At 45.9% G+C, this 14,623-nt stretch carries 13 protein-coding genes and 1 pseudogene; 6 read left to right on the forward strand and 8 right to left on the reverse strand.

Features of this window, described 5'->3' with window-relative positions; genetic code table 11:
- Nucleotide 1 precedes the first annotated feature (1 nt).
- From ACBP55_RS34000 to ACBP55_RS34020, 5 genes are all read right to left on the reverse strand, one after another.
- Nucleotides 2–925: an ABC transporter permease gene (locus ACBP55_RS34000; RefSeq protein ID WP_464648051.1), complete on the reverse strand. Its 924-nt coding sequence runs from the start codon at nucleotides 923–925 to the stop codon at nucleotides 2–4.
- Nucleotides 926–1,209: 284 nt separating this feature from the next.
- Entirely contained in the window at nucleotides 1,210–3,123 is a 1,914-nt protein-coding gene (locus ACBP55_RS34005) for a helix-turn-helix domain-containing protein (RefSeq protein ID WP_464648053.1), read from the reverse strand.
- Nucleotides 3,120–3,518 carry a hypothetical protein gene (locus tag ACBP55_RS34010; RefSeq protein ID WP_464648055.1) on the reverse strand — a complete coding sequence of 133 codons (399 nt, stop codon included), beginning with the start codon at nucleotides 3,516–3,518 and terminating at the stop codon, nucleotides 3,120–3,122. The genes ACBP55_RS34005 and ACBP55_RS34010 overlap by 4 nt, the downstream gene beginning before the upstream one ends.
- Nucleotides 3,519–3,661: 143 nt before the next feature.
- Nucleotides 3,662–4,012, reverse strand: coding sequence for a Rieske (2Fe-2S) protein (locus ACBP55_RS34015; protein WP_464648057.1), 351 nt, complete (start codon nucleotides 4,010–4,012; stop codon nucleotides 3,662–3,664).
- 15 nt (nucleotides 4,013–4,027) lie between these two features.
- Complete coding sequence (locus ACBP55_RS34020) at nucleotides 4,028–5,086, reverse strand: amidohydrolase family protein (protein ID WP_464648059.1); 1,059 nt, start codon at nucleotides 5,084–5,086, stop codon at nucleotides 4,028–4,030.
- A gap of 124 nt (nucleotides 5,087–5,210) precedes the next feature.
- On the opposite strand from ACBP55_RS34020, the gene ACBP55_RS34025 reads away from it, so the two are divergent.
- The 3 genes from ACBP55_RS34025 (at nucleotide 5,211) to ACBP55_RS34035 (ending at nucleotide 8,726) form a co-directional block, all read left to right on the forward strand.
- Complete coding sequence (locus ACBP55_RS34025) at nucleotides 5,211–5,987, forward strand: helix-turn-helix domain-containing protein (protein ID WP_464648061.1); 777 nt, start codon at nucleotides 5,211–5,213, stop codon at nucleotides 5,985–5,987.
- Between the two features lie 140 nt (nucleotides 5,988–6,127).
- Nucleotides 6,128–6,865 carry a PAS domain-containing protein gene (locus tag ACBP55_RS34030; RefSeq protein WP_464648063.1) on the forward strand — a complete coding sequence of 246 codons (738 nt, stop codon included), beginning with the start codon at nucleotides 6,128–6,130 and terminating at the stop codon, nucleotides 6,863–6,865.
- Complete coding sequence (locus tag ACBP55_RS34035; protein WP_464648065.1) at nucleotides 6,804–8,726, forward strand: PAS domain S-box protein; 1,923 nt, start codon at nucleotides 6,804–6,806, stop codon at nucleotides 8,724–8,726. Before ACBP55_RS34030 ends, ACBP55_RS34035 begins: the two co-directional genes overlap by 62 nt.
- Nucleotides 8,727–8,816: 90 nt before the next feature.
- Here ACBP55_RS34035 and ACBP55_RS34040 read toward each other — a convergent pair whose 3' ends face one another.
- The 3 genes and pseudogenes from ACBP55_RS34040 to ACBP55_RS34050 form a co-directional block, all read right to left on the reverse strand.
- The gene (locus ACBP55_RS34040) at nucleotides 8,817–10,403 is read right to left on the reverse strand and encodes a GMC family oxidoreductase (RefSeq protein ID WP_464648067.1); all 1,587 of its coding nucleotides are present in this window, start codon (nucleotides 10,401–10,403) and stop codon (nucleotides 8,817–8,819) included.
- Nucleotides 10,393–10,515: pseudogene (locus tag ACBP55_RS34045) on the reverse strand (gluconate 2-dehydrogenase subunit 3 family protein); the annotation flags it as partial. The gene ACBP55_RS34040 and the pseudogene ACBP55_RS34045, both read right to left, overlap by 11 nt.
- Before the next feature lie 58 nt (nucleotides 10,516–10,573).
- Nucleotides 10,574–10,969, reverse strand: a complete 396-nt coding sequence (locus ACBP55_RS34050) for a hypothetical protein (protein ID WP_464648068.1) — start codon at nucleotides 10,967–10,969, stop codon at nucleotides 10,574–10,576.
- Nucleotides 10,970–11,154: 185 nt separating this feature from the next.
- Here ACBP55_RS34050 and ACBP55_RS34055 point away from each other — a divergent pair, with 185 nt between their 5' ends.
- The 3 genes from ACBP55_RS34055 to ACBP55_RS34065 all read left to right on the forward strand — a co-directional run bounded on the left by ACBP55_RS34055 (nucleotide 11,155) and on the right by ACBP55_RS34065 (nucleotide 14,611).
- A complete protein-coding gene (locus ACBP55_RS34055) occupies nucleotides 11,155–12,273 on the forward strand; it encodes a mandelate racemase/muconate lactonizing enzyme family protein (protein WP_464648070.1) in 1,119 nt (372 codons plus the stop codon).
- A 380-nt stretch (nucleotides 12,274–12,653) separates the two neighbouring features.
- Nucleotides 12,654–14,078, forward strand: a complete 1,425-nt coding sequence (locus ACBP55_RS34060) for a DUF7948 domain-containing protein (protein ID WP_464648072.1) — start codon at nucleotides 12,654–12,656, stop codon at nucleotides 14,076–14,078.
- Between the two features lie 116 nt (nucleotides 14,079–14,194).
- Nucleotides 14,195–14,611, forward strand: coding sequence for a protein kinase family protein (locus ACBP55_RS34065; RefSeq protein WP_173185729.1), 417 nt, complete (start codon nucleotides 14,195–14,197; stop codon nucleotides 14,609–14,611).
- Nucleotides 14,612–14,623: the final 12 nt, after the last annotated feature.

Genomic DNA, 14,623 nt, shown 5'->3' on the forward strand with positions numbered 1-14,623 from the left:
TCTACCATAAACTGGTCTCGGAATGTTTGCGGGCGATCCGGTTTGCGAACACGACCAGCACGAGACCGATAACCGATTGGAACAGGCCGACGGCAGATGCAAAGCTGAAGTCTGCATCGAGAATCCCTCTCCGGTACACGTAAGTATTAATCACGTCCGAAGTTTCATAGTTCAGAGGGTTATACAGCAGAATGATCTTCTGGTAGCCGATCTCCATAATGTGGCCCAAATTAAGCACGAACAAAATAATCATGACCGGGACCATGCCGACAAGCGTAATATGTCGCATCTTTTGGAAGCGGTTCGCACCGTCCATCTCGGCCGCTTCGTACAAGGACGGGTCGATACCCGCAATTGCCGCTAGATAAAGGATTGTGCCCCAGCCCGCTTTTTGCCAAATTTCGGATCCGATGAAGATCGTTCGAAACCATTCCGGGAGCCCAAGGAACATGACGGGTTCAGCACCGAACCACTTCATGATGACATTAGCTATCCCAGTCGTGGGCGACAGGAAGATGACGAGAATGCCCGCGATCACCACGGTGGACAAGAAATGCGGCATATAGCTGATCGTCTGGACCATCCGTTTAAAATACTTGTTACTCAACTCGTGAAATAGAAGCGCTAACACGATCGGTGTCGGAAAATGGAACAATAAATCGTACAAGTTCAGCATCAGCGTATTGCGGATGAGCTTCCATGAATCGGGCGTATTCACAAAAAACTCGGTGAAATGCTTGAATCCGACAAACTTGCTGCCCCAGATGCCAAGTCCCATTGAATAATCCTGAAACGCGATAAGGATCCCGTACATCGGAACATATTTAAAAATGATATAGTACAGAATGCCCGGCAGCATCAACAAATATAGGATCTTGTTCTTCCGAGCGACCCTCCAGCCCGCTTTCCAATTGCTTGCAACCATTCATGAATCACACTCCCAAATCGTTCATCTGTATAGTCGTTTCTGTATCGCCCCAGCGATTTGGCTGGCCTGAGGCAAGCCGGGAACGCTTAGTCATAGCATAGGGATATGACCCCTCCCATGTAAATCGTGCATTTTTTCGCGATTGGCTCGTTTTACGAAGAATGCGAGAATAGCAAAAGAAGCCGGCCAATTGGCCGACTTCTCGGTTCTACATGATGCTGTGGCATCCTCTCTCTCACGCGCTTTAAACAAAAAAGGCACACCGCGCAAAAAAAGCCCATTTACTTGATGCTGCGGTATTTCCCGGGCGTAACCCCTTCGTACTTACGAAAGCTGCGAATGAACGCATTGCTTCCCAAATAACCTACCCGCTCCGCAATTTCTTCGATCTTCATGTCTGTCTCGCGCAGCAGCTGTTTGGCTGCCGACAGGCGGACACTCGTAATGAATTCCACATATTTCTCACCAACCACCTCTTTGAACGTGCGGCTGAAATGACTGACCGACATATTCATCTGTTCCGTAAACCGCTCGATCGACAGATCCTCGTCATAATGTTCGCGGATATACCTCACGACATCTTCGAACTGGTCGCTGCGGCTCATCGACGGCAGCGAAAGGAACAGGATGGCGTGGATGCGTTCGAGACACTGCTCCATCTCGTCCCAAGTCTGACTTCGGTTCAAGGAATCAAACAAACCGGAATACGTCGAGATCTCCAAGTCGTTTCTGTCGGTCTCAACGGCGCGAATCCATGTATTGAGCACATCAGAGAACAAACTTTTCATCTGAGAGGCGTTCGCTTGCTTCCTTTTGCCCATTTCGAGAAACTCTCTCGCAGTCTGAAGCAAACGAGGGTAATCGCCCGCTCGATAGACATTTCCGATCCGATTGACTTCCTCCGCGGAGAGAAAACTGTCCAGCGGCTCCCGGTCGTCCCAACTGTCCTCATCACTGAATATTTCCACTTGGGCATTCAAGCTTTTTTGCTTCAGCAGCGCTAATCCGTATTGATAGGATGCACTCAGCTCGCCCATCGTTCGGACGATCTTGCCTAATCCGATCGTCGCTTTAAAATAGATGGCGTACGGCTCCAACACCGATTTGATTTGTGCGGCGACCTCCGCCAACTCCCCTTGCTGGTCGTGATCCCAGTGAACGACACAGGCCAGTATGTCCGCCCGGGTCTGGCAAAGCCAGATCGTGCCCTGCGCCTGCTTGCCGATCATCTCCTTCACCTCCGCGAGCAGAAACGACTTGGACGTTTCCGACAGCTGCTCAAGTACGGAGTCGTAATATTGATACTCGACCACAAGCACGGCGCGCGCACCCTCAAGCTCGCAGGCAAACGCGATTTCTTTGGAATAATACGCGATTGACAAGTCATCCCGATATTCCCCGAGCAATATTCGTGAGACAAAATCCTCTTGGACGACAGGAAGAATTCCCTTTACCAATTGAGATAGCTCTTTATGCTCGTTCATCAACAACTTAGTAAATCGTTGGATGATATCGAAATCGTTATCGTGCGGCACCGCATGCTCCGATAGACGATGCGGAGGATGCGACTGCAGCCTGTTCCGGATCTCCGAGATCGGATTGTACAGGCGGCGGCTCAAGTAATACGATACGAAAGCGCCTAGCAGCAGAAAAAAACAGAGAAACGCGATGCTTAACATTCTAAGCGTGCGCGCAGGCTGCATCAGTGTCTGCAGATCGACCCAGCTGACGTAGTACCATGATGAATCAAACTCCGACCGGACGTAAGACGCTGCCAGTCTGCTATCATATTGGGCCAAGGCTCCTTCGGACCCCGAATGAAGCACCTTCAGCCATTGTTCTTTATCCAGCTTCTCTTCATCCGACTGACTGACCACACTGCGGTCTGCATCCAGAATCGCAGTGCGGGAGATCCAGCTCTCCTGCGTCTGAATCAAGCGCCGCAGCTTTTCCTTCTCAATCTGAACAGAGAGGAATACGCCCGGCATATCGGAATTGAACGGAAACCCCATGACGACGGAGGTGAAAGAAGCTCTCGCCCCGTAATCCGTCATGTAAGCGTAGTACGGATCGGTGAAGTGCATCATTTTTTTGCCTGTGAATTGCGACCATAGACGCTCGGCGTCCGGCGGCTCCAGTGAAAACTGATTCCTGAAATAATATGACTTGCTTGTATGAATATGATGATCGATCACAAGATCGGCATTGGCAAAGTAAAGAAAGGCCCGGATACGATCGGTTCCGTCCGGATCGTATTCATCTCTTCCATCGTCGCATAGAAGAGCTCGATCTGTTCGGGGGTCGGCGGCTGCTTGCCGATATCCTTCAACAAGCTTTTCATGTTGGGCGAGCCGAGCAATTGAATCATGTTAGCTTGCAAAGATTGGAGATGAGCATCCATCTGTCTCGCGTAATTGCGCATAATGCCTAAACTGGATTTTTCAGCTTCGTTCTCGATTAAACGAACGACGAACACATTGATGAATATGGTAGCGACAATAGCCGGTACCACGATAAGCAAGAAATATTTCGCGAAAAACTGCCAGAAGAGAGTGATCCGAAACGATTTCGTTTTGAAAAAAACCGGCATTAGTCGACCTTCCCCTCTCTGTATCGGCGATAGCAATTAAAAACGAAACGACATTCCCCGCCTTATTACAGCAAGGAATGCCCGTTCCGGAAAACATGCTGTTTCCCCATCATACAGGAAACTAGTCGATTCGGCATTAGTGTCTAAATGACGATCCCGATTTTGCCGTTATCGACCTGAACCTTATAGCTTCTCGTTCTAACTTTCTCGTCAAAGATCGATTTCCCAGTCTTGATCTCGAATTCCCAGCCATGCCAAGGACAACGCACCAGCTCGCCATTGCGGCCGAATTCGTATTCGTATACCTTGGATGGCAGCGTTGTTCCGCAAACCGAACCTTTGCACAACGGAGCGCCTTCATGCGGACACCTGTTATGCAGCGCGTAATATTCGCCTCCTACGCAGTAGATTCCGATAGATCGGCCCTCGACATCCACGATCTTGCTCTGGCCTTCCCGAATATCATCCGCTTCAGCTACATAATGGATTGCCATTGTTCATCCCCCCTCCTATATGCGATACAACGCTTTGGCGTTATCGTAAAATATTTTTTGCCGCGCTTCGGAGCTAAGCCGCTTCAAAATCTCCGTCGGCATATCGTTGTCCCAATGTGGATAGTCGCTGGAGAACATCAATATATTCTCGGCATCGATCATATCGAAGATCGAGATCAGCTGCTTAGGGTCATCTGGTTCCTCGATCGGCTGTGTGGAGAACATGCAGTGGTCCCTGATATACTCACTCGGCAGCCGCTTCAGCCATGGCACCGAGGAACGCAATGCCTTGTAGTTTTTATCCAGCCGCCACATGAGATGCGGAAGCCAAGCAATGCCGCCCTCCAGCATCACGAACTTCAGCTTCGGAAATTTCTCGAATACGCCTTCGCAGACGAGACTGGTCAGATGTGCCATATAATTTTGCGAAAGGCAGGTATGCCACTCCAGGTAACGAGTCGGATAACCGGCTGGCGTCGGGGCCGGCATCCCTGCTGCACCTTCGCCCCCCGGATGAATAGCAATGGGCAGACCATGCCGCTCGGCTGCTTCGTAAATCGGATGGAACTGGCGCTGTCCGAGCCCTGCACGCTGCGCGCTGCCCATGAGAACCTGTACCATTGCCGGATGATCGGCCAGCCGATCGATTTCCCTCACAGCGAGGGACGGATCCTGCGGAGCGATGGTGATCGAACCCCGGAATGATTCGTGCTTCGTCAGCCAGTCGGCGACAATATGATCGTTGTAGGCCGAGACGAGCGCTGCTGCGTAATCCGGATCATGGATCGTCGAGGAGTTCGTCAAGTTGCCCGTTAGGATCACTTTATCCATGTTGAACTGTTCGACAAGATCCTTAACGAGATAACCCGGATCGGAGGCGGACGGTCCCCCGGAGTGTGGCATGCAATCCTTGCGGACGACCCCGACCGGAGACCAATATCCGTGCCCAGGAAAGCCGAGCCCCGAGCTCGCTACTCTAGATCTCCACGGCTCTGGCAAATACGGCAGCAATTCTTGCGGACTCTTCAGGTCGTTATGGACATCGACATCAATGCATTTCATTTCCTTGTTCATACATCAATCCCCTTTCCTTCGTCTGTCCTTATTGTAATTTCTTTTGATAGAGGTTACGATTGGTAATCATACAGTTTTTTTAAGGATTCTACGATTTTTGAAGGACCGAGGGGAGACGTTTCTGATGAAGATCGAACATATCATATTCGACCAACAACCGGCCGAATCGAATTGGCATGTGGACCTGGCCCCTACTCGGCATCATATTCTGCTGCTCGTTGTGAAGGGGAAAGTACGCTACGCAATTGGTGATCGGACATTATGCATATCGAAGGGGGAAGGACTGTTCCTAACCCAAGGCACTTGGCGGGCTGCAGAGACCGATGAGAGTGAGCCCCACCATATGTACTCTGCACACTTTAGTGATTTACCTCTCTATAAGCTTACTGGATTCAGCAGCGAGCCCTACTTACAATACCGTCCGACCGGTTTTGACTACATCAAACAGCGCTTCTCCGTTCTCAACGAATCGTGGATCGGCAAGATGCCTTTTTATGAGATGATTTCCGAAGGCATATTGACGGAGATTCTTGGACTTGTACAGCGTGAATTAACGAACGAAGCGTTCTCCTCCTCGCGTCGAAGTCTCGCACTGCGGATTCAGCAATATATCGTTCAGCATTATCGGGAACCTCTGCGGCTACAAGATCTCGCCCAGCATGTCGACCGAAGTCCGAATTATGTTTCGAATGTGTTCAAGGAAGTAACCGGACGAACGCCGGTAGAATATATGCATGAGATACGCGTCGCCACCGCAAGGGAGCTACTTCTGACGACGAATATGACGATCGGGGAAATATCGGATTCGCTCGGCTACTGCGACCAGACCTATTTCAACTACATGTACAAGAAAATCGTCGGGCATCCACCTTCCCACTCCTTGAAGCTCGGGAAAATGTAATCATGCTGTATAAAAACAAAACAGGTCCTCCACCGCTCCCGGTGAAGGACCCCTCGATATTTGTTTAGGTAAGCGAGAAGGAGAAAAGATCTATTCCATAGAACAGTTCATACATCGAGTTATAACGGGAGGGTTACCCAATGCTAATTGAGCAACAGCTAGAGAATCAAACCTTATTTTTTCAAGCCTTTCAACATGCTCCAATTGGTATGGTTCTCGTAACCATTAATGGGAGCGTTCTCAAAGCAAATTCAACTGTCTGCTCGATCTTAGGATTATCTGAGGAAGAATTACTCCTTAAGAGCGTTCAAGAAATGACACATCCCGATGATTTAGACCTTGATCTTGCGTTTAGGAAGCAATTAATTGAAGGTATGAGAGAATCCTACCAAATGGAAAAACGTCTGTTTAAGCAAGAGGGCGAAATTATTTGGGTACAAATAACGATCACCTTAGTGAAAAATAAAGCTGGAGAGCCCCAATTTTTCATATCTCAGGTTATCAATATTACCGATCAAAAGATTGCTGGTAACGAAATACAGGAGAAAAAGCGCCTTTTAATAGAAAGAGAGCAGCGCTATCGATCCGTTGTGGAGCACGCTTTTGATTTCATTACCATGCACAACCCTGACGGAACCTATCTCTACGCTTCTCCTTCTTGTTATGAAGTTCTGGGGTATTCGCCTGAAGAAATGATCGGGAAAGCAGGTTATGAATTTCTTCATCCTGAGGATGTCCCGATAGCCATTCAGGATCATATAGCTATTCTTCAGACAGACACGCTGTCTAACAAGATTGTTCGTTTACGAAAAAAGGATGGTAGTTATATATGGACCGAGTCAACAAGCAGTCCCCCTTCTCGATTCAGAAACTGGTGAGACGAAAGAAATTATCATCGTTTCCAGAGATATTACAGAACGAATCAAAAAAGAGCGAAGTTTGCAGGACAACGAGCAGCGTTATAAATCCCTCTTCGACTTTCATCCGGATTTAATTTATTCGATGGATTTGGAGGGCAACTACACCTCTATTAATCAAACTTTTGAAGAGCTGATGGGTTATACGAAACAGGAAATGCTAGAGAATCCGATAAACTTTCGTTCGGTCGCAGTTCCTACAGATTTAGAACTGGTAGAGCTTCATTTCAATCAAGCAGCAAAAGGTTTTGCGCAGCGATATGAAGCGACAGGTATATGTAGGAAAGGAATATATACGACCTTCGATGTGACCAATGTCCCGATCCTTGTCAATCAGCAAGTCATTGGTGTCTACGGAATTGCCAGTGACATTACATACCGAAATGAATTGTGGAAGAGGCTAGAAGAAAGTCAAAATCTATACCAACTTATTTCAGAGAATGCGCAGGATATTATTACATTTGCAACGCCTGATGGCGTTGTTCGTTATGTTTCCCCAGCCATTAAGACATTGCTTGGATATGAGCCTGATGAGTATGTGGACAAAATCGCAACCGATTTCTGGCACCCGGATGATGTTGCTTCCTTTATTGATAAAAGTATTCTGCAAAAATCAGATATAGATACTTTTACATGCCGAGTTCGTCACAAACAAGGACAATATGTCTGGTTTGAAACAACAGCAAAAATGATACGTAATGAAGACGGGGAAATTGTTAAAGTCTTAGCTATGGGAAGAGATATTAGTGAAAGAAAACGTGCGGAGCAAGAACTGAAAGCAGCGAAAGACCAGCTTGAATCCTTCATTGATCGAAATGTGGACCCGATTCTTATCCTTAATTTGGAAGGAATAGCAGTAAGAATCAATCAGGCTTTTGAAAAAACGTATGGATGGACAGAGCCCGAAATTATTGGACTCCATGTACTTGATTTACCCAACATACCTCTTGAACTCAAACCGGATGTCGCTCATAATCTGGCAAGAATTAAATCCATTGAAACCATCGAGGGATTTGAAACCATTAGAAAAAGAAAAGATGGCGTTAACCTTACGGTTATGATTTCAACTTTCACTATGCGCAGAGAGAATGGACATATTACTGGTTGGGCTGTGATCCTAAGGGATATCACTGACAAAAAGCAAGCGGAAGAGCTATTGATTAGGTCAGAAAAATTGTCCATTGCGGGTCAATTAGCGGCTGGAATTGCTCATGAAATTCGCAATCCGATCACGGCAATTAAAGGATTCGTTCAACTCATGAAATCTGGCATCGTCGAGAAAAAGATGTATTTGGACATCATAGCCTCCGAAATCGAACGAATTGAAATGATTCTAAATGAACTATTAATTCTTGCAAAACCTCAAATCATTCAAACGGAACGCAAAGACATTCGGATGCTCCTAGCACAAGTCACCACCCTATTAGATACGCAAGCCATTATCAACAATGTTCAAATCATCACGGAGTTTGATCCGGATATCCCGACTATTCTGTGTGATGAAAATCAACTGAAACAAGTGTGTATTAACTTTATTAAAAACGGTATTGAAGCTATGCCGAAGGGCGGAAATCTCTTTATTCAAGTAACAAGTAAAAATGAAAATCATATCATACTTCGCTTTATTGACCAAGGATGTGGGATTCCCGAACACATTCTTTCTAAATTAGGAGAACCCTTCTATACAACAAAAGAAAAGGGAACCGGACTAGGCTTCATGGTTAGTAAAAGGATTATAGAGAATCATCATGGAGAAATCGCGGTGTTTAGCGAGGAAAATAAAGGGACAACGATAGAGATAAGTCTTCCAATTGCACATTAAAGCGTCGTATTAGCTTGCCCCCCTTTGTGAGATCACTTAGATCATTCTGGTTGATCTCGTTTCTCCTCTTTATAAATGCAAATAAGCCGGTTATCCCCGGCTTGCTTGCATTTCTTTTTTCTTTGCTTTTTCTTTGATGTAATCAGCCGTGCGCAACGCAAGTGACATGACGGTGTTGGTCGGATTCCCGGCGCCTGAAGTGACAAAGATACTCGCGTCGCAAACGAACAAGTTGGGGATGTCGTGACTCTGTCCGTAAGAATTGACGACCGATTCAGTCGGGTTGTCCCCCATTCTGCATCCTCCCATCATATGCGCCGTATCCGGAACGACGAACTCCACCTTTCCACTCTCGGCTTCCAATATCAAACTCATCGTACTCACCGCGTGTTTGATCAGCTTTTGGTCGTTCTCCCCATAACTGAATGTAACTTTTGCCCGCGGCAAACCATATTCATCTTTCTCATCCGTTAAAGTAACTCGATTATTCGGATTCGGCAATACCTCGCCGACCAATGTGACTCTTCCGTAATAATTGTAATCCAGGAGCGCATGCCTAAGTCGCTCGCCCCATACTGGGCCACCCTCTGCTTTGGAGACCCCATTTGCGAATTCAACTGGTCTTGCGCCATGGGCATGAAGCGTATAGCCGCGAACAAAATCGCGGTTCGGGTCTGTCCGGTAATAATCCAATGTCGTCGCAAGTACCGGCGTTCCTTTATACAGGCGGACCTCGGAATCGAATTTCGCATATACGTCATTGCTGCTATGCACCATAATGGATTTTCCGACCATACCACTGCTGTTCGCAAGTCCTTCCGGAAATTGCGCGTTTGCCGAATTGAGCAGCAGCCTCGGAGTCTCTACCACAAATGCGCTCAGGATGACCATTTTAGCCTTTTGCTCATACGTTTTACCTTCATGAACGAATGCTACGCCTTTGGCCAGTCCGTCTTTGCCCATCAATACCTGCGTCACCATGCAATCCGGCAATACCTCAGTTCCTGCCTTGATGGCTTTTGGAATGTGCACGATCAGTGTGCTGAATTTGGCATCCGGCATGCAGCCTTGATTGCAAAATCCACGGTTGATGCAAGGAGGACGGCCTTCGAATGGGGCGGACAAAATGGCCAGAGGAGCAACGGAAGAACGGATCCCCAGCTTTTCACAACCGTTCATGAACATATACGCGTTTGGACTCAGCGGTTCCCGCTCTGGATATGGATAAGGACCGTTGAAGTGTCCCCAGGGAAAATGTTTGGGCCCGGAGACCGCAATATCTTTTTCCGTTCGGGTGTAATAAGGTTCAAGATCTTCATAGCTTATTGGCCAATCCTCGCCAATCCCGTCGATCGTCTTTGCTTTAAAGTCTAAATCCTGAAAACGCAAAAAAACGGCTGTAAAGTGGGTCGTTCCGCCGCCGATACCGCGGCCGGAATTGTTATGTCCCATAGTGAGCGGATCGTTGCCGGCTACGATTCTCGTATCTTGCCAACTAAGATTTCTCATTGAGAGTTCGTCGCTGGCAAAATCCTTCTGGGGATCACGGAAAGGACCGGCGTCCAGTACGACGACAGATAATCCGGCTTCGCTTAATTCTTTTGCCAATACCCCTCCCGCAGCGCCAGCACCGACGATGACAGCATCTACTTCTTCATTCGCATATTTACGCTTCATGTTCCGCCTTAGCCTCCCATGGATCCAATTGTCCAAGCTGTGTACGCACGTATCCTCGCGGATAAGCTGGACCCGCATAACCGATTTCCGACCAAACCCGCGGATGAGGGTACCGCGTTTTTCCGTTCATATCTGCTTCCGCCTTTCATCCGTTTTGTGTGCGTTCATGTTCACGATCTCCAAAAGACCGCGATAAGTCCAAGCACGCTGATGGCGGTAAACATCATCGGGAGCGTGACTGGCGGTCCGATGAGGAAGTTGCGAAGCGCATAACCACCAACACGGACACCGACTCCCCGAACATGAAAATAAAATCCGATCAGTCCTGAAACCACGCCGAACCACATTAGGATCTGAAACAAAGCACTCAACCAAGAAATGTTATAGATCGTAAGAGCGAGTCCAACGACAAGAAAAATCGGCGAAGAAATGACCGGAAGCCACATCGCCTTATGGTGAAAATTTTGCCGGTAATGAAACATCGTCACCTGTATCCCCACCAACATAAAAGCAAGGCTGACAAACAGAATCAATATTCGTGCAATTGGCCAAGCATGCCAATACATAGGTCTCCCTCATTTCTTATGTAAGGTTCTCAATGCCCCTAGCATATCCAGCATCCAGAAAATTCATCCAAGAGTGGTCATAATATACAGGGTTCGCAACCATACTAAGAAAAAGGCAAGGAGGTGTCGACGAAAAATCCGAGTGTTATTGTGAACGGCTAAATAAAGCTGAGAGGTATCTTTCCGTGCAGATTCGTAAAATTGACACATTTCCAATCTTCTACCGTATTCCCAAGCCTTATGGCGATGCCAACGGCATCAAATCGTACCGCACATGTTATGTGATTCGTATAACGACTGATACTGGCGTCGAAGGCTGGGGGGAGTGCGCCGATTGGCTGCCAACCTTGCACACAGGTTTTCATGAGCGAATCATTCCCTATTTGATCGGCAAGTCGATCTTCAATAGAATACAAATGGTGCAGGTCATAAAAAAATGGCACTCACGCGCTGCTGCTGCCGTTAGTATGGCATTAACCGAAATTATGGCAAAAACATGCGGGGTATCCGTGTGTAACCTGTGGGGCGGCAAGTTTCGTGACAAAGTGCCTGTATATGCCTCTTTTCAGTCCTATTCGGAAGATACAGACTGGCAAAAGCATTCTTTGACGGCTGTTGAAAAGGCAGTAAACCAAGGATATAAAGAGGTCAAGCTAAAAATAGGTGGAAAATCAATTGTTGAAGATCAACAGCATATCAACTTAGTACAGTCATTGTTGCAAGGAAAAATTAAGCTGGCTTTGGATGCCAATCAAAGCTATGACATAAGTGCCACCCTCCAATGGCAGTCTTTTCTTGAAGCCTGGCCCAATCTGCTTTGGCTTGAAGAACCGTTGGAGATAAAGCATGTTTCTAATTACGCACTGCTAAGAAACCGTTTGGTTGTACCATTGGCCGGCGGTGAGAGTATCGAAACAACTAAAGATTATATTTCTTTGCTTGCACAGCATGTCCTCGATTTCATCACTCCCGATCCTCTCCATATGTCCGGGATCGATGTTTACAGAGAAACTTTAAGTCTGGCTAGAAGTTTTGGCATTCGCATAACTCCGCATACTTTTGATGGCGCCTTATCGCGTCAATATGCCCTTTTCGCTCAAGCTAGCCTGGAGCCGTGGAGTAAAATGAAATCGGACTCCATCGAGCCCGTGGAATGGGATGTAATGGACAACCCTTTTACTGGATTGCTTCCAATTCAACCTTCGAACGGAGAAATAACAATTCCAGACGGCCCTGGAATTGGGCTCGAAATTGATCTTGAAATGCTTTCGTTTTATCGATGGGATGGAAGTAGTTATAGGTAGGTAAAATCCTATTGGTTCCGGCTCGGCTTTTACTACTTAACATCAAGGGACCAATTAATAGCGTTGAGAGAATCCTACCAAACGATAGAGATAATTCTTCCTATTGCGCATTAAAGGATCTTATTAGTTTGATCTCCGTCGAATGACGAGATCAACTAGATCATTCTGGTTGGTCTCTCTTCCTCCTGGGGTACTATTATGAGTAACGGTTAAAAATGAGACTAAAAGCACCCAATTTGGTGCTTTTTTTCAATATCTTTCATGCCTATTTATATAATTAAGGGTGCATACCCAATCAAGCAAATATAGACATACGTATCTATGTATCAGTGTAAATGAACTCATGGCATGAGTCTATCAGAAAGGGGAAACGAAATCCCATGCAACCTGATGAAGAGACGAAGCAGAGAATATTGGAGACTTATGGACTTCCTATAGCATTTATTCCGAATGGTGGAAAGTTGGATGATGCAGTTCGGTTCTATGCGGAAGGCAGAGCATTTCGTTTTACCTTTAGCCAGGAACAAGTAGGGATGACCTTCTTTGAGTTTGATCCTAAACTATCGTTTTTTCATAATCCGAGTCTGGCTCGGCGGTTTTTGAATGCCCGTTCTGACGTGACCCCAGAAGGAGCATCACCTGAAACGGGACGCGGTAGCGATCCTAATGAGCATTACTCGAATCTCCTCATCTATCGGGAAATCGTCTACCGGCAGATGTGGCCTGGCATTGATGTGGTGTTTCAAGGACACGATGGGAATATGAAATATGATGTGATGCTACAGCCGGGTGCCCGGATGGCGGATATTCGGTTCATCTATGAGGCGGCAGACGAGATCCGTATCGATGACGCCGGTAATTTGTTGATCGTTACCCCCTTTGGGACGTTCATGGACCTCAAACCGGTTGGTTATCAGAAAAAGGATCACATCTATGAACCAGTCGGATACCGGTTTGTAATTAGGGCCGAAGCGGATGGAAGCCAAAGCGTCGGATTTGAGATGACCGAAGGCGAGCATACAGGTTATTCTTTAGTTGATAACGCATACCAAACTGAAGACATTAATTCCGCCAATTCCCCCACCACGCCCGACTTTGCCACTACTTTAGGCGGTATTCAAGAAGAATTAATTATAGTCTGCCCCGTAATGCAAGGACCGCTGGGACTTCTAGGGGAACCCGGACCTGTCAGTTTACCAACACCTCAAATAACCCTAGGTCTTGAAAGCTACCCTGAGCCTCCCGAATCGCAAGGATTACAATGTGAGCCTGGACCTTACAGGCCGTCGGGTTCACGAACACACAAAAAACGAAAACGAATATGTAAATCGAATAGAATGACAGACAACCGCTCCCTGAGAGCGGATCATGTTTCATTAGACAAAAATATTAAAAAAATGATTCGAGGAAAAAACATTATTGGTTTGGGTTCAAGACGAATTGTATATGATCTGGGTAATGGATACGTACTAAAGGTAGCTAAGTCTAAATATGGGATAAAAAGCAACAAGAAAGAAGTAACCATATGCATGACATCTCCATCCGAGATAAAAAAACATCTTGGCCACATCCTAAAGCACGATGATAGATTCAATTGGATAATAATGAAAAATTATTATATAAATTTCCGAAGAAATAAAGAAAATATGAAAAAATTTTTTGATATGAAAGGTAAATTTAAGAAAAATCGAATAATTCCTTATGAAATATCAGGTCGTGATGGACCCAATTATCAAAACCTGCGTCTAAATTCTAACGGGGAAATCATTGTGATTGACTATGGAAATTTTCAATATCAATTTTAATAATTTTTCATTGGCCCCCTCTTCACTGAGTGTCTATTTGTGGTAAATTTTTCAATTTATTAACGTGGTTGAATAGAATAACAATACACCTTATGACGGGAGGGGTACATTGTTACATGAAGAAGAAGATTAAAAAAATGATAAAAGGAAAAAAAATTATCGGGATAGGTAAGTGGCGAGTCGTACATGATTTGGGTAATCGCCATGTAATAAAAGTTGCTAAATCTAAAAATGGAAGGTCAAGCAATAAGAAAGAGGTAATTATATATAAGTCAGCTCCATCTCGGATCAAAAAATACCTGGGAAAAGTAATAACTCATGGGTTTGGATATCGCTTTTTAATAATGAAAAAGTACAAACGGAAGTTTCCCAGATCAAAAAAATATAAGCGTAAACTTTTCGCATTGGAAAGCAGATTCATAAGGAAAGGAATCATTCCCCGTGATCTTAATTCTAATAACTTACGTTTAAAAAATAATGGACGAATCGTTATTATTGATTATGGGAATTTTAAAAAACACCGCAAAAAGTGAAATGCGCACGTA

The organism is Paenibacillus sp. WG02, from assembly GCF_055396115.1.